At 69.2% G+C, this 17561-nt stretch carries 17 protein-coding genes; 13 read left to right on the top strand and 4 right to left on the bottom strand.

The features are described 5' to 3' along the window. Nucleotides 1-94 precede the first annotated feature (94 nt). Nucleotides 95-1081: a mevalonate kinase gene (gene mvk / locus NO345_RS14125; RefSeq protein WP_256300198.1), complete on the top strand. Its 987-nt coding sequence runs from the start codon at nucleotides 95-97 to the stop codon at nucleotides 1079-1081. Next, the gene (locus NO345_RS14120) at nucleotides 1078-1809 is read left to right on the top strand and encodes an isopentenyl phosphate kinase (protein ID WP_256300196.1); all 732 of its coding nucleotides are present in this window, start codon (nucleotides 1078-1080) and stop codon (nucleotides 1807-1809) included. Before mvk ends, NO345_RS14120 begins: the two co-directional genes overlap by 4 nt. 52 nt (nucleotides 1810-1861) lie before the next feature. Here NO345_RS14120 and NO345_RS14115 read toward each other — a convergent pair whose 3' ends face one another. Then, nucleotides 1862-2125, bottom strand: coding sequence for an AN1-type zinc finger domain-containing protein (locus NO345_RS14115; RefSeq protein WP_256300195.1), 264 nt, complete (start codon nucleotides 2123-2125; stop codon nucleotides 1862-1864). A 333-nt stretch (nucleotides 2126-2458) separates the two neighbouring features. Here NO345_RS14115 and NO345_RS14110 point away from each other — a divergent pair, with 333 nt between their 5' ends. The 4 genes from NO345_RS14110 (at nucleotide 2459) to NO345_RS14095 (ending at nucleotide 7790) form a co-directional block, all read left to right on the top strand. Further along, the gene (locus NO345_RS14110; RefSeq protein WP_256300194.1) at nucleotides 2459-3811 is read left to right on the top strand and encodes a ribonuclease J; all 1353 of its coding nucleotides are present in this window, start codon (nucleotides 2459-2461) and stop codon (nucleotides 3809-3811) included. A gap of 4 nt (nucleotides 3812-3815) precedes the next feature. Then, nucleotides 3816-4865, top strand: coding sequence for a geranylfarnesyl diphosphate synthase (gene idsA3 / locus NO345_RS14105; protein ID WP_256300193.1), 1050 nt, complete (start codon nucleotides 3816-3818; stop codon nucleotides 4863-4865). Nucleotides 4866-4958: 93 nt separating this feature from the next. Next, nucleotides 4959-5438: a DUF8159 domain-containing protein gene (locus NO345_RS14100; protein ID WP_256300192.1), complete on the top strand. Its 480-nt coding sequence runs from the start codon at nucleotides 4959-4961 to the stop codon at nucleotides 5436-5438. Between the two features lie 633 nt (nucleotides 5439-6071). After that, nucleotides 6072-7790, top strand: coding sequence for a glutamate--tRNA ligase (locus NO345_RS14095; protein WP_256300190.1), 1719 nt, complete (start codon nucleotides 6072-6074; stop codon nucleotides 7788-7790). A gap of 26 nt (nucleotides 7791-7816) precedes the next feature. On the opposite strand, the gene NO345_RS14090 is transcribed toward NO345_RS14095, so the two are convergent. After that, nucleotides 7817-8320 (bottom strand): DUF456 family protein, encoded by a 504-nt coding sequence (locus NO345_RS14090; protein WP_256300188.1) that lies wholly within the window; start codon nucleotides 8318-8320, stop codon nucleotides 7817-7819. A gap of 213 nt (nucleotides 8321-8533) precedes the next feature. Between NO345_RS14090 and NO345_RS14085 the strand changes: the two genes are divergently transcribed. From NO345_RS14085 to NO345_RS14055, 7 genes are all read left to right on the top strand, one after another. Next, nucleotides 8534-8863 (top strand): 4Fe-4S dicluster domain-containing protein, encoded by a 330-nt coding sequence (locus NO345_RS14085; RefSeq protein ID WP_256300186.1) that lies wholly within the window; start codon nucleotides 8534-8536, stop codon nucleotides 8861-8863. Nucleotides 8864-8869: 6 nt separating this feature from the next. Then, nucleotides 8870-9724 (top strand): electron transfer flavoprotein subunit beta/FixA family protein, encoded by an 855-nt coding sequence (locus tag NO345_RS14080; RefSeq protein ID WP_256300185.1) that lies wholly within the window; start codon nucleotides 8870-8872, stop codon nucleotides 9722-9724. A gap of 2 nt (nucleotides 9725-9726) precedes the next feature. Next, on the top strand, nucleotides 9727-11403 hold the full coding sequence (locus tag NO345_RS14075; protein WP_256300184.1) for an electron transfer flavoprotein subunit alpha/FixB family protein: 1677 nt from the start codon (nucleotides 9727-9729) through the stop codon (nucleotides 11401-11403). After that, nucleotides 11396-13063 (top strand): FAD-dependent monooxygenase, encoded by a 1668-nt coding sequence (locus tag NO345_RS14070; RefSeq protein WP_256300182.1) that lies wholly within the window; start codon nucleotides 11396-11398, stop codon nucleotides 13061-13063. Before NO345_RS14075 ends, NO345_RS14070 begins: the two co-directional genes overlap by 8 nt. Before the next feature lies 1 nt (nucleotide 13064). Further along, nucleotides 13065-13415 (top strand): DUF8055 family protein, encoded by a 351-nt coding sequence (locus NO345_RS14065; protein ID WP_256300180.1) that lies wholly within the window; start codon nucleotides 13065-13067, stop codon nucleotides 13413-13415. A 74-nt stretch (nucleotides 13416-13489) separates the two neighbouring features. Then, the gene (locus tag NO345_RS14060; protein WP_256300179.1) at nucleotides 13490-14032 is read left to right on the top strand and encodes a VIT1/CCC1 transporter family protein; all 543 of its coding nucleotides are present in this window, start codon (nucleotides 13490-13492) and stop codon (nucleotides 14030-14032) included. 64 nt (nucleotides 14033-14096) lie between these two features. Next, nucleotides 14097-14831, top strand: coding sequence for a GNAT family N-acetyltransferase (locus tag NO345_RS14055; protein ID WP_256300177.1), 735 nt, complete (start codon nucleotides 14097-14099; stop codon nucleotides 14829-14831). Nucleotides 14832-14993: 162 nt separating this feature from the next. Here the strand turns inward: NO345_RS14055 and NO345_RS14050 are convergent, their stop codons facing one another. Together NO345_RS14050 and tmcA are read right to left on the bottom strand one after the other, a co-directional pair. Then, a complete protein-coding gene (locus tag NO345_RS14050) occupies nucleotides 14994-15155 on the bottom strand; it encodes a DUF8014 family protein (protein ID WP_256300176.1) in 162 nt (53 codons plus the stop codon). A gap of 63 nt (nucleotides 15156-15218) precedes the next feature. Then, on the bottom strand, nucleotides 15219-17522 hold the full coding sequence (gene tmcA, locus NO345_RS14045) for a tRNA(Met) cytidine acetyltransferase TmcA (protein ID WP_256300175.1): 2304 nt from the start codon (nucleotides 17520-17522) through the stop codon (nucleotides 15219-15221). Between the last annotated feature and the right edge of the window lie 39 nt (nucleotides 17523-17561).

Here is a 17561-nt window from a genome sequence, read left to right as displayed (position 1 = left end):
CTTTTCACGTTCTCCGCCGTGCGTAGCGACGGCTACGGTTCCCGTCGAGGCCCGAATCGACAACACTCATACCAGTGGCGGGGAGAGAGACGGTATGGTCACGGCAAGCGCCCCGGGGAAGGTGTACCTGTTCGGGGAGCACGCGGTCGTCTACGGCGAGCCGGCGGTCCCGTGTGCGGTCGAGCGCCGGGCGACGGTCACGGTGGAACAGCGCACCGACGGTCGCCTCAGGGTCGACGCACGGGACCTCGAGATCGAGGGGTTCACCGTGGAGTACGGCGCGTCGACGGACGAACTCGGTGTCGAGGTGCCGAGCGAACTGCTCGCGGCGGCGACGGAGTACGTCGACGGCGCGGTCGCACAGGCCAGGGACGCCTGCGACGAGCCAGAGGCGGGCTTCGACGTCACCGTCGAGAGCGAGATCCCGCTCGGGGCGGGCCTCGGCTCGTCGGCGGCGGTCGTCGTCGCGACCATCGCGGCGACGGCGGCGGAGCTCGGGGTCGACCTCGGTCCACGCGAGATCGCCGACCGGGCGTACCAGGTCGAGCTCGCGGTGCAGGACGGGCAGGCGTCGCGGGCGGACACGTTCTGTTCGGCGATGGGCGGCGCAGTTCGCGTCGAGGGCGACGACTGCCGCACCCTCGACGCGCCGGACCTGCCGTTCGTCATCGGCTTCGACGGCGGGAGCGGTGACACCGGGAAGCTGGTCGCTGGCGTGCGCGACCTGCGCGAGCGGTACAACTTCGCGGCGGACACCGTCACCGCTATCGGCGACATCGTCCGTCGTGGCGAGGCCGTCCTGGTCGAGGAGGACCCCTCGCTCGACGAGCTGGGGCGGCTGATGGACTTCGACCACGGGCTGCTGGAGGCGCTCGGCGTCTCCTCGCGCTCGCTCGACGAGATGGTGTGGACCGCCCGCGAGGCGGGGGCCCACGGCGCGAAGCTGACAGGTGCCGGGGGAGGCGGCTGTATCGTCGCGCTCGACGACAGCCCGGCGACGGAGACGGCGCTCTCGTACTCGCAGTCCTGCGAGGCGGTGTTCCGTGCCGAACTCGCCCGCGACGGGGTGGTCGTCTCGTGACGACCGTCCTCAAGCTCGGTGGCTCCGTCATCACCGACAAGGAGCGCGCCGAGACGGTCGACGGCGAGGCGCTGGACCGGGCTGTGGACGCGGTGGCTCGTGCCGACGACGACCTCGTCGTGGTCCACGGCGGCGGCAGTTTCGGCCACCACAACGCCGAGGCGTACGACGTCAGCACGACCGAGGGGACACACGACATCGAGGGTGTCACCCAGGTCCACGCCGCGATGAAGGCGCTGAACGGACTCGTCCTGCGGCGGCTCCACGACCGCGACGTGCCGGCGGTGCCGGTCCACCCGCTCTCGGCCGCGAGCCGGGACGCCGGGGGCGAACTCACGCTGCCGGCCCAGCAGGTCGCGACGCTCCGTGCGGAGGGGTTCGTCCCGGTACTGCACGGCGACGTTATCGCACACCGTGGCGAGGGCGTGACGGTGCTGTCGGGGGACGAGATAGTCACCTCGCTGGCGCGGAGCCTCGATGCCGACCGGGTCGGCCTCTGCTCGACGGTGCCAGGGGTTCTAGATACTGACGGCGACGTGATTCCGAGGATCGACCGGTTCGAGGACGCCGCCGACGCGCTCGGTGGGGCGGAGTCGACGGACGTCTCCGGCGGGATGGCGGGGAAGGTGCGGACGCTACTGGACCTGCCGACGCCCGCGAGCGTGTTCGGGCTGGACGACCTGTCTGCGTTCCTCGACGGCGAGGCCCCCGGGACGACGGTCGGCTGAACCGTACTTGCGCGTGCTCTTCTGTTGTACCGTGGTGTGGAGTGACTGGCAGCTACCGCCGGAGTCGACGGAGCCGTCGAACCGGCGTCAGCATCGCGTCGAGTGCCCGGCCGACGACGCCTCTCTCAGCTCTGTCGCGGTCGTCCGGCCGCCCGATGAACCCCGCCTCGTCGTCTGTCCGGTCCGCGACCCGTGCGAGGCCGCGGCAGTCGTGGCGCTCGGGCAGTCGGTGGCGACCGCAGAGGGTCTCGCCGCACTCGTTGCACGAGTACGGGAACCCATCGACCTCCCGACCGCAGAACGAGCACGACGCCATACATCGGGTTGGGTGCAGTGAAAGTTAAACCTGTGGACCGTTCACACGGCCGCGTTCTTCGGTGACGCGCCGTCGGATCGGGACGACGCCCGTCCCGTCGACGACCAGTCCGTCGTCGCCGCGTAACCCACGTGCTTTTAACCTCGGGCCGAGAATGGTCGGACAACAGACCCCGCGGGTAAGTGTGGTCGCGACGATGTCGGCATCGCCGGCAGCGCCCGCGGCCACATAGCGGGATGTGCGCCGACGCGCTGTAAGACGCCGGGGCGTAGCGTTCCGTTCTCCGGGGGAGTTTGCACATACCGAGACGCGGTATTTCGGTGCTACACAACCATGGAAATCGAAATCGCAACAATCGGCGGATACGAGGAAGTCGGCCGGCAGATGACTGCCGTCCGAGCCGGTGACGACGTCGTCGTCTTCGACATGGGTCTGAACCTCTCGCAGGTTCTCATCCACGACAACGTCGAGACCGAGAAGATGCACAGCCTGGACCTCATCGACATGGGGGCCATCCCGGACGACCGGATCATGAGCGAGCTCGAGGGCGACGTGCAGGCCATCGTGCCGACGCACGGCCACCTCGACCACATCGGGGCCATCTCGAAGCTGGCCCACCGGTACGACGCGCCCGTCGTGGCGACGCCGTACACCATCGAGCTGGTGAAACAGCAGGTCGAGAGCGAGCAGAAGTTCGGGGTCGAGAACGACCTCGTGAAGATGGAGGCCGGCGAGACGATGACCATCGGCGACTCCGGACAGGTCGAACTGGAGTTCGTCAACGTCACCCACTCCATCATCGACGCCATCAACCCCGTCCTCCACACACCCGAGGGCGCGGTCGTCTACGGCCTCGACAAGCGGATGGACCACACGCCGGTCATCGGCGACCCCATCGACATGAAGCGGTTCCGCGAGATCGGTCGCGAGGGCGAGGGCGTCCTCTGCTACATCGAGGACTGTACGAACGCGAACAAGCAGGGCCGCACGCCGAGCGAGGCCGTGGCGCGACGGCACCTGAAGGACGTGATGTACTCCCTGGAGGACTACTCGGGCGGCATCGTCGCCACGACGTTCTCCAGCCACATCGCCCGCGTGAAGTCCCTCGTCGAGTTCGCCCGCGACATCGGCCGCCAGCCGGTGCTGCTCGGGCGCTCGATGGAGAAGTACTCCGGCACGGCCGAGCGGCTCGGCTTCGTCGACTTCCCGGGCGACCTCGGGATGTTCGGCCACCGGAAGTCCGTCGACCGCACGTTCAAGCGGGTCATGAAGGAGGGCAAGGGCAACTTCCTGCCCATCGTCACGGGCCACCAGGGCGAGCCGCGCGCGATGCTCACCCGGATGGGCCGCGGCGAGACCCCCTACGAGTTAGAGGACGGCGACAAGGTCATCTTCTCGGCACGGGTCATCCCGGAGCCGACGAACGAGGGCCAGCGCTACCAGTCCGAGCGCCTGCTCGGGATGCAGGGCGCACGCATCTACTCCGACATCCACGTCTCCGGCCACCTGAACCGCGAGGGCCACTATCAGATGCTCCAGGCGCTCCAGCCCCAGAACGTCATCCCGGCCCACCAGGACATGAGCGGCTTCAGCGGCTACGTCAATCTCGCGGAGAGCGAGGGGTACAAGATGGGCCGCGACCTCCACGTCACCCGCAACGGCAACCTCATCCAGCTGACCGAGTGACAGCATGACGGACCCGCAGACGCGAGAACAGACGGTGCTCGACGCGGTGGGCCAGCGACGCGAGCTCGTCAACGAGGCCATCACCGAGGAGCTCCCGATCAAGGAGCCGAAGCGGCTCTACGAGGCCTCCCGCTACCTGCTGGACGCTGGTGGCAAGCGACTCCGGCCCACCGTGCTCCTCGTCGTCGGCGAGGCGCTGACCGACGTGGAGCCGATGTCCGTCGACTACCGCGAGTTCCCGTCGCTCTCCGAGGAGCCCGTCGACCTGATGGCCGCCGCCGTCAGCGTCGAGGTCATCCAGTCGTTCACGCTCATCCACGACGACATCATGGACGACGACGACCTCCGGCGCGGCGTGCCGGCGGTCCACAAGGAGTACGACCTCGAGACGGCCATCCTCGCGGGCGACACGCTCTACTCGAAGGCGTTCGAGATCATGGTCGAGACCGACGCACCACCGGAGCGGGTCGTCGCGGCGACGGACACCCTCGCGTCGACCTGCACGAAGATCTGCGAGGGCCAGAGCCTCGACGTCTCCTTCGAGACGCGACGCGACGTCGACCCCGACGAGTACCTCGAGATGATCGAGCAGAAGACCGCGGTGCTGTACGCGGCCTCCGCGGCCATCGCCGGCGAGCTGCTCTCGGCCGACGACGAGGTCGTCGACGCGCTGTACGGCTACGGCCTCGACGTCGGGCGCGCGTTCCAGATCCAGGACGACGTGCTCGACCTCACCGTCCCCTCGGACCAGCTGGGCAAGCAGCGCGGATCCGACCTCGTCGAGAACAAGCAGACGCTCATCACGGTCCACGCCCGCGAGCAGGGCGTCGACGTCGGCGGACTCGTCGACACCGACAGCGTCGAGGCGGTCACCGAGGCCGAGATCGACGACGCGGTGGCGACGCTCGAGGACGCCGGCAGCATCGAGTACGCGAACCAGACCGCGCGCGACCTGGTCGAACGCGGCAAGTCCAGGCTCGAGGTCCTCCCGGACAACGAGGCGCGGGGCCTGCTGTGTGACATCGCGGACTACCTGATAGAGCGCGGCTACTGACGACTCGCGGGCGACTCAGTTCCCGAGTCGAGCGCCGTATCGCGGGGCGAACTCCTCCGCGGTTTTAGTGGGTCTCCCTCTCAACCCGTAGTTATGCCACAGGACAGCATCACGACGCGACGGAGCGTCCTCGCGGGTGGGGCCGCGGCCCTGGCGGGACTCGCCGGCTGCCTCGGCGGCAACCAGGTACAGAAGTCCGAACCGAACCAGGACGGCGAGGGAACCCTCGGCGAACTGCGCTGGATACTCGAGGAGACCCACGGCATGACGGTGACGAGCATGACGTTCGACGACGAGGTCGTGGACCTGGAGTACGAGTCCAGTGCGGGCGACCGCGCGGAGTCCCGCGAGGAGATTGGTCAAGTCATCTCCTCGTACGGACTCATCATCGACAGCGGCGGGCCGTCGAGTCGGCTGGAGGCGAGCATCGCCGAGCGGTTCCCCGAACAGGCCCAGGAGTACCACGTCGAGGCGTCGTGGGTCGCGCAGTGGCGCGCCGGCGACATGACCGACGCGGTCGTCGCCCAGCGGGTGTTCAACACGCGACAGTTCCCCGAATCCGCGACCGAGTAACGACAAATCCGACCCGGGTCGACGGGACCCGAACGCTGTGTCCGTGGCTGTGCCGGCTTCCCGACCGGCACTCCGACTCTGGGTGGCCGACCGGCGACGCGCCGGTCATCACGTGCGAATCGCGGTGCGGTCTGCGGTCGCGGTGCGGTACGGAGGCAACGACTGCGGTGCGTGCGACGTGACTGCGGTGTGAGAGTGGCGTTCCCCGGTTCGGCTGGTGGATGCGGTACGGTGGTTGGCTCCACGGTGGATGGAGCACGCCGGGGCGGCTGTCTTCTTGGAACGGTGTTCGTGTCCCTGTGAGTGACTCGCCAGTTCCCGTTCGTTCTCGTGTTGTCGAGTACCCTGGACCCACGAACAGCAGCGAGCCCCGAGCGTCTCGCCCCTTTCAGTCCCACCCACCGCGACCGCACCGCACCTCACACCTCCCCAGCCACTTCGCTCGGTCGCAGGCTCCCTCGCTCATCCACTGCGAGAGCAAGCTCTCACTGGCCATCGGAATCGCCGTGATTCCGAGACAGCCGCGCGCCACCCGGCTGGTCAGAATCGCATCGTCCTCGGTTCTTCCGAAACTGCCGTTCCCGGCGACGAACATCACGACTGTTTTGACGGTTCCGGCTGTACGCCACGTCAATGGACGATTCGCTACGCGAGCAGGTCGAGCGAGAGGCCGAGAAGCACGCCCTGTTCAACGCGATCAAGCACGAGAGCGACGCCGCCGTCGGCGCGGTGATGGGACCGCTGATGGGCGAGAACCCCGCGTTCCGCGAGCACGGCGACGAGGTCCCCGGCGTGGTCGGGGGCGTCTGTGGCCGCGTCAACCAGATGAGCCACGACGAGAAGCGCGAGCGGCTGGGCGAGCTCGCGCCCGACCTCCTGGAGGAGCTCGACAGCGAGGACGAGGGCGAGGAGCACACGCTGCCGGACCTCGACAACGCCGAGGAGTACGACCAGATCCGGATGCGCTGTGCGCCGAACCCGAACGGCCCGTGGCACGTCGGCCACGCGCGGATGCCGGCCGTCATCGGGACGTACAGGGAGCGCTACGACGGCTGGTTCTGCGTCCGGTTCGACGACACCGACCCCGAGACGAAGCGCCCGGACATGGACGCGTACGACGGGATTCTGGAGGACATCCGGTACCTCGGCTTCGAGCCCGACGAGGTCCTGAAGGCGAGCGACCGGATGGAGACGTACTACGAGCACGCTCGGGAACTCGTCGAGATGGGCGGCGCGTACACCTGTTCGTGTCCGCAGGGCGAGTTCTCCGACCTGAAGAACAGCGGGCAGGCGTGCCCGCACCGCGAGAAGGACGCCGAGACGACGATGGCGGAGTTCGAGGACATGATCGCCGGGGAGTACAGCTCCGGCGAGATGGTCCTGCGGGTGAAGACCGACATCGAGCACAAGAACCCCGCACTCCGTGACTGGGTCGCGTTCCGGATGATAGACACGCCGCATCCCCGCACGGAGGCCGCGGAGTACCGCTGCTGGCCGATGCTCGACTTCCAGTCCGGCATCGACGACCACCTCGTCGGCATCACGCACATCATCCGCGGCATCGACCTGCAGGACTCCGCGAAGCGCCAGCGGTTCGTCTACGACTACTTCGGCTGGGAGTACCCCGAGGTCGTCCACTGGGGCCACGTCCAGGTCGACGCCTACGACGTGACGATGTCCACCTCGACCATCAAGGAGCTCATCGACGCCGGCGAGCTCGACGGCTGGGACGACCCGCGCGCGCCGACCATCAAGAGCCTCCGGCGGCGGGGCATCCGCGGCGATGCCATCGTCGACTCGATGATCGAACTCGGCACCTCGACGTCGAACGTCGACCTCGCGATGTCGTCGGTGTACTCGAAGAACCGCGACCTCGTCGACGACGGGGCGGACCGGCAGTTCCTCGTGCGCGGCGGCACGGAACTCGGCATCGTCGGCGGCGCACCCGAGTTCGGCGAGCCGCCGGTCCACCCGGACCACGAGGACCGGGGCGTCCGCGAGATCCCGGTCGGCTCCGCGGTGCTGCTCGAACCCGACGACCTGCCGGAGCGCGAGGAGCGCGTCTGGCTGAAGGGGCTGGGCTGCTTCCGGTTCACCCGCGATGCGCTCCAGTACACCGGCGACGACATCTCGGCGGTGCGCGAGGAGGGCGTCGACGTGGTCCACTGGGTGCCGGCGGACGACAACGAGCCGGTCGAGCTGTGGACGATGGACGGCGTCGTGACCGGGTACGCGGAACCCGGCTTCCGCGACCAGCCGGTCGATGCGATGGTGCAGTTCGAGCGCGTCGGCTTCGCCCGCGTCGACGCCCACGACGAGGACGGCTCCGTGGCGTACTTCGCCCACGAGTAGCCGGGGACCGTCGGCGGCTCTTCTCGCTACCAGACGAAGACGAACAGGCCGAAGCCGAGCAGCATCGACAGCGTCAGCAGGACCTGCACGACCGCGCTCGCGAGGATGCCGAGACTGGTCGTCGCGGCGGCGCGGGCGGCGTGACGGTGGTCCTCGGTGTCCCAGTACTCCAGCGCGAAGACCGTACCGACGACGCCGACGACGACGCCGAGCGGGCCGGTGACGAACAACAAGACGAGGCCGACCACGCCTGCGAGCGCCGTCGTCCGCCAGGACGCGCCGCCCACGCGGGCGGAGACGGCGTCGGCGAGCAGGTCAGCGACGACGGCGAACAGCCCGACGGCGACGAGTCCGAGCGCGACGAACGTGCCGAGTCCGTCGCCCCAGAGCCAGAAGGCGAGCACGCCCGCGACGGAGAGCAACGGGCCGGGCATCGATGGGATCACGCTACCGACGATGCCGGCGACCAGGAGGACCAGGGCGACGACGAGCACCGGGTCGACACCGGCGAGGGGGGCGGTGACGTCCATGACCGCCTGTAGTCACGGCGACCTGAAGGCTGTTGTGCCGTCTCTCCCTCGCGTACGTCGTGTGACCGGGGGATCGTCCGGTCGTCGTGGGGGCGCTACCGGTGTCCTCGGTGGGGTGTCCGGCGTGGTCGCTGGCGAGTGCCGACCGCGCCGCCGTCACGTCGTTCACGAACGTAAATTTAAGACCCGGGCCGCCTTCGTGCCTAGGTGACAATGCCCATTGACCCGAACTTCGAGGAGAACCGTGAACTAGTCGACGAGCACAACGGCCACGACGTGTGGGGGCCGGTCGAGGAGCCGGAGACGCTCGGTATCCACGGCACCCACGTCGCGGTGGACTTCGACATCTGTCTCGCCGACGGCGCGTGTCTCGAGGACTGCCCTGTCGACGTGTTCGAGTGGGTGGACACCCCGGGCCACCCCGAGTCCGAGATCAAGGCAGACCCGGCGAACGAGGCCCAGTGTATCGACTGCATGCTCTGTGTCGACGTCTGCCCGGTCGACGCGATCGACGTGGACGCAGGACGGCAGGGGCGTGCATAGGAACCGATGGAGATAGCAGTACTCACAAAGGGGGTCCCCGACTTCCGAGAGGGCCAGGTGTCCTTCGACGAGGACGGCCACCTCGAGCGCGGGAAGACCCCGACGGTGATGAACCCGAACGACAAGTTCGCTCTGCGCGCAGCCCTGCAGACGAAGGTGCGCCACGGCGGGAACGTCACGCTCTGCAGCATGGGGCCGCCGGGCTACGACAACATCCTGGAGGAGGGGATGCGCGACGTGTACGCCGACGACCTCGTCCTGGTGTCGGACCGGGAGTTCGCCGCCGCCGACACCTGGGCGACGGCCATCACGCTGACCACGGCCATGGAACACATGGACCGCGAGCCGGACGTGGTGTTCGCGGGCTTCAAGACAGCCGACGGCGAGACGGGCCACACCGGCCCGCAGACGTGCTGGGGGCTGGACCGACCCATCCTCACGCACGTCATCTCGCTCGACATCGAGCCCGAGAACGACGTGGTGCGTGCGAAGCGCCTCGTCGAGGGTGACGTGGACGAGATCGAGACCGTCGAGGCACCGCTGCCCTGCGTCGTCGTCACCGACCCCGAGTTCGAGCCGACGTACCGTCGCGCGGCGCACCGGCTGGAGCTGAAGGACCTGCGCGAGCAGACGAAAGAGCGCGCGGAGAACTACGAGGACCACCTCACGATGTGGAACCACGAGGAGCTGAACCTCGACCCCGACTTCGTCGGACTGGACGGCTCGCCGACCATCGTCTCGTCGGTCGACCCCATCCCGAAGGCACCCTCGGAGCGCGAGGCGACGATGGTGACGCCGGACGACGAGGAGGGGATGGAACAGGTGCTCGAGGAGATGACGCCGTTCGCGGGGGGTGACTGACGATGGCGAAAATCAACCCCGGCGAGTACACCATCGCCGAACTCGGCCCCGAGCTGAAGGACGTCGAGGACGTCGACGAGCTCGAGGCCATCCTCGAAGCCGAGAAGGAGGGCGAGAACCGCACCGGCGCGGTGACGCTCATCGAGAGCCGCATCGACAAGTTCAGCGAGGACGACGAGGAGGCCGACGCCGGCGACGTCGACCCGAGCGACATGAGCGTCGCCGACATCGGCAACGCGGTCCGCGACATCGACGAGGTCGACGAACTGGAGGCCCTCCTGGAAGCGGAGGAGGCCGGCGAGGACAGGGACAGCGCCAAGAACCTCATCCAGAAGCGCATCGACGATCTCAGCGAGACCGAGGACGGCGGTGACGGGGAAGCGGTCGAGGCGGAGACGCCCGAGGAGCGCCACCCAGACCTCGACCACCCGACGAACGACAAGCGCCACGTCCGGGCCATCGAGGACGGCACCTACGAGGACATGTGGGTGTACTGCGAGACCCAGCGTGGCGACCTGCTCGACGTCTCCCGGGAGATGCTCGGGAAGGCCCGCGAGCTGATGGACCAGTACGAGGACGACTACGGTGGCGACGAGCAGGTGGTCGCGGTGCTCATCGGCGACGACGTCGAGAAGCACACCGAGGAGTGCATCGAACTCGGCGCGGACGTGGTCGTCACCGCCGAGGACGAGCGTCTCGAACGCTTCCGGCACAAGCCGTACACCCGCATCTTCTCTGACATGGCGCGCTGGGGCGGCGACCCCGGCGAGGGCAACCCCGACCCGGCGGACTGGCGCGACTACGACGAGCCGCGCTACGTCCTGTTCCCGGCGACGAACAACGGGCGGGACCTCTCCGCGCTCGTGCAGGCCGAGCTCGACTCCGGGCTCGCCTCGGACTGCTCCGGCCTGTACATCGAGGACGCCGAGATCTCGAACCCCGTGAAGACGGGCGAGCCTGGCACGACGAAGACGTTCGACCGCATCCTGCACATGAAGCGGCCGGACTTCTCCGGCTTCGAGTACTCGACCATCCTCTGCATCGACAACCCGCACCGGGACTTCCACCCGCAGGGCGGCTCGGTCATCCCGGGCAGCTTCGAGGTGCCGGACCGGGACCCCGACCGCGAGGGCGAGGTCGTCGAGTGGGACGGCGATATCGACGACGGCTGGTTCCACGTCGAGGTCACCGACCACGACGTGCTCGACGAGGGCGTCGACCTCACCGGCAACGAGGTCGTCGTCGCCATGGGCCGTGGCATCGGCGCGGACCCCACGAGGGGGATGGAGCTCGGCGTCGAGCTCGCCGACTGCTTCGAGGAGGCCGACGTGGGCGTCACCCGCGGCATCGTCACTGGCTCGTACCAGTTCGACGCGAACGTCGAGCCGTACACGAAGGAGGAGCGCCAGATCGGCGAGACCGGCCAGATCGTCGCGCCCGACCTCTACATCGCCGCCGGTATCTCCGGCGCGATCCAGCACAAGGTCGGGATGGACGACTCCGACGTCATCGTCTCCATCAACACCGACCCCGATGCGCGAATCAGGGACTTCTCGGACTACTTCATCGAGGGGGACCTGTTCGACGTGCTGCCCGGGCTCATCGACGCCGTCGAGAGCGGCGACGTGAGCGAGGCACTTGCCGAGGCCGCGGCTCCCGGAGGTGGTGGCGATGACTGACCGCGAGCACTACGAGGCGGTCGTCGTCGGTGCTGGACCCGGTGGGGCCGCAGCAGCCGCCCGGCTCGCCGACCACGGCGTCGAGACGCTCGTCCTCGAACGCGGCGTCGACGCCGGTTCGAAGAACGTCTCCGGCGGACTCATCTACGCCGAGCAGTCCGCGCCGTACACCGTCGACGACCTGTTCCCCGGGTTCCGCGAGGAGGCCAGCGAGCGCCCCATCACGGACTACAAGATGGACAACATCGCGGGGAACCAGGTCAAGACGTACGACCTGACGCCGCTGCACGAGAACGACACGCTCTGGTGCGATTCGGTACTCCGCCGGAAGATGGACTCGTGGATGGCCGAGCAGGTCCACGAGAAGTGCCGCGAGAGCGGCGGCGGCCTGCTGACCGACGTGCGGGTCAACGGCCTGCTCCGCGAGGACGGCGAGATCGTCGGCGTCACCTGCGACGAGCTGGACGACATCGAGGCCGACGTGGTCATCGCGGCCGACGGCGTCAACTCCGAGCTGGCCCGCGAGGCCGGCCTGATGGACTGGGACGAGCCCGAGGAGTGGTTCCAGGGCGTCAAGGCCGTGGTCGACTGCCCCGACGGCTTCGTCCAGGAGACGTTCGACGTCGACGAGGACGAGGGCGTCGCCAGGCTGTTCTCGGGCGACCTGTTCCAGGACGCCCGCGGCGGCGGGTTCATGTACACGAACCAGGACACGCTCTCCATCGGGACCGTGTTCCACCTCGACAGCATCGTCGAGGAGCGCGCCGAGACCCACGAGCTGCTCGACGCGCTGTTGACCCACCCGCACCTCTCGAACTGGCTGCCCGAGGAGTACGACGAGATCGAGTACTCCGCGAAGCTGGTGCCCGACTCGAAGAAGGTGGCGCTCAAGCAGCCCCACCGCGACCGCCTGCTGCTCGTCGGGGACGCCGCCGGGCAGATGCAGGCCCAGGGCCCCATCATCAAGGGGATGAACCACGCTGTCACGGCCGGTGCGCTCGCCGCCGACGCGTACGTGACCGCTCGCGGTCGCTCCGGCGAGACCGCCGGCCAGCGGTACACCACGCTGCTCGACCAGGAGGGCGTGATGGACAAGCTCCGGCCGAAGAGCTACGACTGGACGAGCGGCATCAGCGAGCATCCGGCGATGGCGAGCGTCATGGAGACGGTCGCGAAGTCGCCGGTCGGCCGCGCCGTGTTGCGGACCGGTGCCGCCGAGTCGATGGTCGAGAAGGCGTTCAACTCACCGCGCCTGCTGTCGATGCTGCCGGACATCAAGCCGGCCTACGTCACCATCCCGACGCTCATCGGCGAGGAGCAAGGTGCGCCGGTCAGCGGCGAGAGCACGGTCGAGCCGCCGAGCCTGGAGGAGCGCATCGGCGACCTGAGCTACAACACCGACATCGGCAACCCGCACATCGAGGTGCTCGACAACTCGTGGGAAGCCAGCGGCATGGCGGTCACTGCCTGCCCGGTCAGCGCCGAGGACTTCGGCGGCGGCTGCTACCGCTCGGAGACCGTCGGCACGAACGGCAGCGAGGAGCGTGTCGTGAGCCTCGACACGCAGCCCTGCGTCGAGTGCGGGACCTGCGCCGTCGTCGCCGACACGAAGTGGGAGCACCCACGCGGCGGCAAGGGCGTCGAGTACGAGCAGGGCTGAGATGTCCGTCGCCGCACGCATCGACGAGTTCGAACGCCGGGTCGAGGCCGAACGGGCGTCGTTCGAGCCGCCCGCAGACCCCGACGCCCGGGCGAGCGAGTACGTCCGCGAGGGCGTCGGGCCGGCTGTCGTGCTGTTCACCGACTGCCGGACCGGCGGCCCGGAGCTGCCGTCGGCCGAGCGCGAGCGGCTGGAGGCCGTCTTCAACGACTGGCTGGAGCTGTACGCGCGCTGCTACGGCGTCGAGATGGACTGCTCGTTCGCCATCCGGACCGGCGCGGAGGTGCTGGTCGACACGCACAATGCCCGGGACGTGGCCCAGCTGCTGACGACGGTCCCGGACCGGCGCTGACGGCCGGCGGTCACCGACTCGACCGTTCTCCTGACCCGTAGTTTCGTATCTCGTGCCGCCGTAGCGTGCGCCGTATGCTCGAGATCCTCCTCGGCGACGACGTCGACGACACCGGCCGGTACCTCGCGGAGGTCATCTACGGCACGAACGACGGCATCGTCACGACGTTCGCCGTCGTCTCGGGCGTCGCCGGGGCGGCGCTCAACCCGGGCATCGTCCTCGTGCTCGGGGCGGCGAACCTGTTCGCGGACGGCTTCTCGATGGGGATGAGCAACTACCTGAGCCGCCGTTCCGAGATGGACTACCGGGCGACGGTCGAGGGGGAGTCTGACGGTCCGGCCGACGGCGGGAAGTCGCCGGCGAGCACGGCCTTCGTGACGTTCCTCGCGTTCGTCGTCGCCGGCTGGGCACCGTTGCTCCCGTACATCTTCGAGCTCGAACCGGCGTTCCCCATCTCCATCGCGGTGACCGGGCTGGCGTTCTTCGTCGTCGGTGCGAGCCGGAGCCTCGTGACGAGCCGGTCGTGGTACTGGAACGGCGGCGAGATGTTCGTCGTCGGGATGGCCGCCGCGACGGTCGCCTACGCCGTCGGCGATCTCCTGAAGGGACTGGCCTGACTCCCTCCCGGGACCGGAATCCTCCCAAACAATCATTACGGCTGGCTTCGTGGTAACAACCATCATGAAACTCACTGACAAGCTGAGCTTCGACCACGAGGACAGGGAGCGCATCTACGAGTACGTCGAGAGCCACGGCACGGTAGAACGCGACTCGCTCCACCGGGCGCTGAACCTCGACCCGCGAGCGGTGCGACACCACGTGGCCATCCTGAAGCGCGACGGCTACCTCACCGACACCGGCGGCGAACTGAAGGTCGCCTTCGAGGACGAGGCAGCCGCCGAGGAGCACACCTCAGACGACCTCGACTTCGTCATCCGACAGGCGCGACAGGAGGACCTCGCCGGGCTCGTCGGAGCCATCCGGGCGGTCGCCAGCAGCGGCGACTACATCGTCGCCGAATCCGTGGCCGACGTGCTCGACCACGAGGAGGTACTGCTCCGGCACAACGAGCTGGAGTCGCGCATGTTCTTCGTCGCGACGGTCGGCGACGAGGTCGTCGGCTGGGTCCACATCCGTGCGCCGGAGCTGGCGAAGCTGTCCCACACCGCCGAGCTGACAGTCGGCGTGCTCGCCGAGTACCGCCGGCACGACATCGGCTCGCACCTGCTCGAGCGCGGCGTCGGCTGGGCCGCCTCGAACGGCTACGAGAAGATCTACAACTCCGTCCCGGCGACCAACGAGGCCGCGATCACGTTCCTCGAGGGGCACGGCTGGGAGACGGAGGCGGTGCGCGAGGACCACTACAGGATCGACGAGGACTACGTCGACGAAGTGATGCTGGCGACGACGGTCTGAGCCGGACACACCCACATTTCGTACTCTTCGATGGCCCCGAGCAGCTGCTTCACCCCCGACGAAGCGTGGGTCCTGCTGTCGGGGTCACCCGTCTCCGCGTGCGTCGCCAGTTCCGCCCGCGTCCGGAACCGTGCGACCGCGGTTCCGCCGCCATGACGTCTATCACGGCCACTCGTCCTCCTTCCCGTCGAGTGGGAGCGCGACGACGCCGTCCTGCTGCCCGAGGACGCGGGCGTGGGCCGGACACACCGCCCGGTTCTCGTCCCAGGGGATGTCGAGTTCGACCGCGGCCTCCCGCCCGCAGTCCGGTTCCGAACACTCCATACGCAGGCGTTCCGCGTCTACCGTTACCAAACTTCCCCACGGCCCCGTCCCGCCGGCCGACGCTCAACCGTGCCGCTCGCGCTCCTCGTCGGCCACCTCGCCGCCGTAGGCGTCACAGAGCGGGACGAGCGCGTCGCCGAGGGCGCGCATGCACTGGCCGGGGGAGTGGAATCCGCAGTCGTCGGCGACCGTCGACCAGTCCCGCGCCTGGAGCGCGCGCTCGACCAGGACGCGCACCTGTCGGTCGGTCAGCTCGACCGCGTGGTCGGGGTCGACGAGGTGTTTGACGACCAGTTCGCGGAACGGCGCGGGGTCGACGTCGAACAGGCCGGTGCCGTAGGCCGCGCCGGCGACCATCCGCCACTCGTGCTCGGTGAGCGAGAGGTCGAGGTCGCCGTCGCAGGCCGCGAGCGCGGCGCGCACCTCCTCGGGGTCGGCGTCGTCCAGCGAGTCCGTGAGCTGGCCGCCGACGCGGCGGGCGAACCAGTCGCCGTGGCGGTCCGCGAGGGCTGCGCCCGCCTCGGAGCAGGGGTCGAGCATGACGACGGAGTACTGGCCGCTCACGTCGTTCCGGGTGGTGGAGTAGTGGACGGCGGCGTAGTCGTTGCGCTCCCAGAACCGGACGAGGCGGGCCGTCGCGCCGTAGGCGACGCCGAGCCAGTCCACGCTCTCGGCGAACTCGGCCCTGACCTCGTCGAGCAGCCGCGAACCCAGCCCCGCCGAGCGGACGGCGTGGTGCGTGGCGATGCGGACGACGCGGTACCCGACGGGAGCGGCGGCGGCCTCGTCGCGGACCTGACTCACGAGCACGTCGGGGATCATGTTCCCGCGGATGCGGTCGCCCTCGTACATCCCGGCGATGGTCTCGTCGTCGAGGTCGCCCTCGCGGGCGAGCAGCGCGACGCTGACGACGTGGCCCCCGTGGGTCAGCGCGCGCACCGTCAGGTTCGGCGCGTCGAGCAGTCGCGCGAGGTCGTCGGGTTCGGTACGGTAGTGTGCGAGCACGAGCAGGCCGAACGTCTCGCGAAGGAGCGTCGGGTCCGCGAGCAGGTCGTCGCCGTCGATGCGCTCGTAGCTGACCGAATCGGGCGTGGCGTCCGCGACGATCTCTGGGACCGGCGGTCTGGCGTCCAGCCCGAGCGCGTCGAACGACCAGACCTCGACGGGATCGCCGGCCGCGTAGCGGATGGGCTCGGCGAGCCGGCACTCGCGGACCTCGTGGTCGCTCTCGTCGAGGTGCTCGCGGAAGCGCACCGAGAAGCCCCGTCCCGCGCCCTCGTAGCCGTGGACCGTCGAGGCGTAGGCGACCCGGTCGGCGGCGAGGGTCGCATCGAGGAGTCGGACCGAGAGGGCCGCGGCCTCGTCGACGACGAGCAGGTCCGGTTCGGCGGCCGCCTCGGCGGCGATTCGTGGCGATTCGTACCGGACCGCGCCACCGGATGTCGTGACCAGGTGGGTTCCGGGGTCGGGGTGCTCGCCGCCCGCGCCGAGCGCCTCGAGGAGTTCGCGGACGCGGTCGAACACCTCCGCGGCGTTCCGGCGATTCGGCGCGGTGACGAGCACGTCCTGTCCGTCGGCGGCCGCTGCGCCCGCTGCGAGGCCGGCGGCGCTCGATTTCCCGCGGCCGCGGTCGGACTCGACGACGAGCGCGCGCGGTTCGCGCTGGTCGTCGACCCCACCCACCAGGAACTCGAACCCGTGGACGGCCTCGACCTGGTCCGCGGTCAGGCACGCCTCGTACGTCTCGCGCGGGAACCAGTGTCCGACCGGAACCGGGGGCTCGTTCTCGGGCTCGCGGCTGTCGACCAGCCGCGGTGCGGGGTTCGTCAGGCCGTCGTCGACGACCCGCGTCCCGTCCGTCTCGTCGGTGACACCAACGTCCGCGCCGACCGCGACGATACCGATTCCGGGGTGTGCACGGAGGCTCTCGACGAACCGTCGCCTGAAGCGTCCGGAGACGTCCTCGACGCCGAACGGCGGGACCGCGAGCCCCTCGTCGAAGCCGTCGCGACGGTCCGGCCAGTCGTCGAGGTCCGGCGCGAGCAGCAGGAGGAGGCCGCCCCCGTCGACCGCGCCGACGACCTGCCCGAGTGCGTTCGGCCGGAGCGTGTCGTGGGCGTCGTAGACGACCGCCGAGAGCGTCGTTCCGAGCAGCGTCGACGCCCGGTTCGGTTCGACCTGCCGACACGCGAGCGCGTCGCGGTCGCCGACGAGCACGGTGTCGGAGACGCCGACCGGGACCGCGTCGAGCACGGCGTCGGCGACCCGGTAGCAGGCCTCGCGTGCGCCGGTCAGCACGAGCAGGCGTCGCTCGTTCGTCGCGTCGGCCTCTGCGAGCAGCGCATGCGCGGCGTCGACTGCGTCCATACACCCGCGTGGGGCCCCGAGATAGAGGGGCGTTTCGGT

It is taken from the genome of Haloarchaeobius salinus, from assembly GCF_024464185.1.
GTDB lineage: Archaea > Halobacteriota > Halobacteria > Halobacteriales > Natrialbaceae > Haloarchaeobius > Haloarchaeobius salinus.
Note: the sequence above shows the minus strand (reverse complement) of the source record. Positions and strands in the feature narration are given on the sequence as shown.

What these genes read in the sequence shown, in the direction of transcription:
- NO345_RS14070 (WP_256300182.1), top strand. Translation starts at nt 11,396, where the DNA reads ATGACTGACCGCGAGCACTACGAGGCGGTCGTCGTCGGTGCTGGACCC.
- NO345_RS14090 (WP_256300188.1), bottom strand. Translation starts at nt 8,320, where the DNA reads ATGGACGTCACCGCCCCCCTCGCCGGTGTCGACCCGGTGCTCGTCGTC.
- NO345_RS14110 (WP_256300194.1), top strand. Translation starts at nt 2,459, where the DNA reads ATGGAAATCGAAATCGCAACAATCGGCGGATACGAGGAAGTCGGCCGG.
- NO345_RS14115 (WP_256300195.1), bottom strand. Translation starts at nt 2,125, where the DNA reads ATGGCGTCGTGCTCGTTCTGCGGTCGGGAGGTCGATGGGTTCCCGTAC.
- NO345_RS14095 (WP_256300190.1), top strand. Translation starts at nt 6,072, where the DNA reads ATGGACGATTCGCTACGCGAGCAGGTCGAGCGAGAGGCCGAGAAGCAC.
- NO345_RS14055 (WP_256300177.1), top strand. Translation starts at nt 14,097, where the DNA reads ATGAAACTCACTGACAAGCTGAGCTTCGACCACGAGGACAGGGAGCGC.
- NO345_RS14100 (WP_256300192.1), top strand. Translation starts at nt 4,959, where the DNA reads ATGCCACAGGACAGCATCACGACGCGACGGAGCGTCCTCGCGGGTGGG.
- NO345_RS14060 (WP_256300179.1), top strand. Translation starts at nt 13,490, where the DNA reads ATGCTCGAGATCCTCCTCGGCGACGACGTCGACGACACCGGCCGGTAC.
- NO345_RS14080 (WP_256300185.1), top strand. Translation starts at nt 8,870, where the DNA reads ATGGAGATAGCAGTACTCACAAAGGGGGTCCCCGACTTCCGAGAGGGC.
- NO345_RS14085 (WP_256300186.1), top strand. Translation starts at nt 8,534, where the DNA reads ATGCCCATTGACCCGAACTTCGAGGAGAACCGTGAACTAGTCGACGAG.
- idsA3 (WP_256300193.1), top strand. Translation starts at nt 3,816, where the DNA reads ATGACGGACCCGCAGACGCGAGAACAGACGGTGCTCGACGCGGTGGGC.
- NO345_RS14050 (WP_256300176.1), bottom strand. Translation starts at nt 15,155, where the DNA reads ATGGAGTGTTCGGAACCGGACTGCGGGCGGGAGGCCGCGGTCGAACTC.
- tmcA (WP_256300175.1), bottom strand. Translation starts at nt 17,522, where the DNA reads ATGGACGCAGTCGACGCCGCGCATGCGCTGCTCGCAGAGGCCGACGCG.
- NO345_RS14075 (WP_256300184.1), top strand. Translation starts at nt 9,727, where the DNA reads ATGGCGAAAATCAACCCCGGCGAGTACACCATCGCCGAACTCGGCCCC.
- NO345_RS14065 (WP_256300180.1), top strand. Translation starts at nt 13,065, where the DNA reads ATGTCCGTCGCCGCACGCATCGACGAGTTCGAACGCCGGGTCGAGGCC.
- mvk (WP_256300198.1), top strand. Translation starts at nt 95, where the DNA reads ATGGTCACGGCAAGCGCCCCGGGGAAGGTGTACCTGTTCGGGGAGCAC.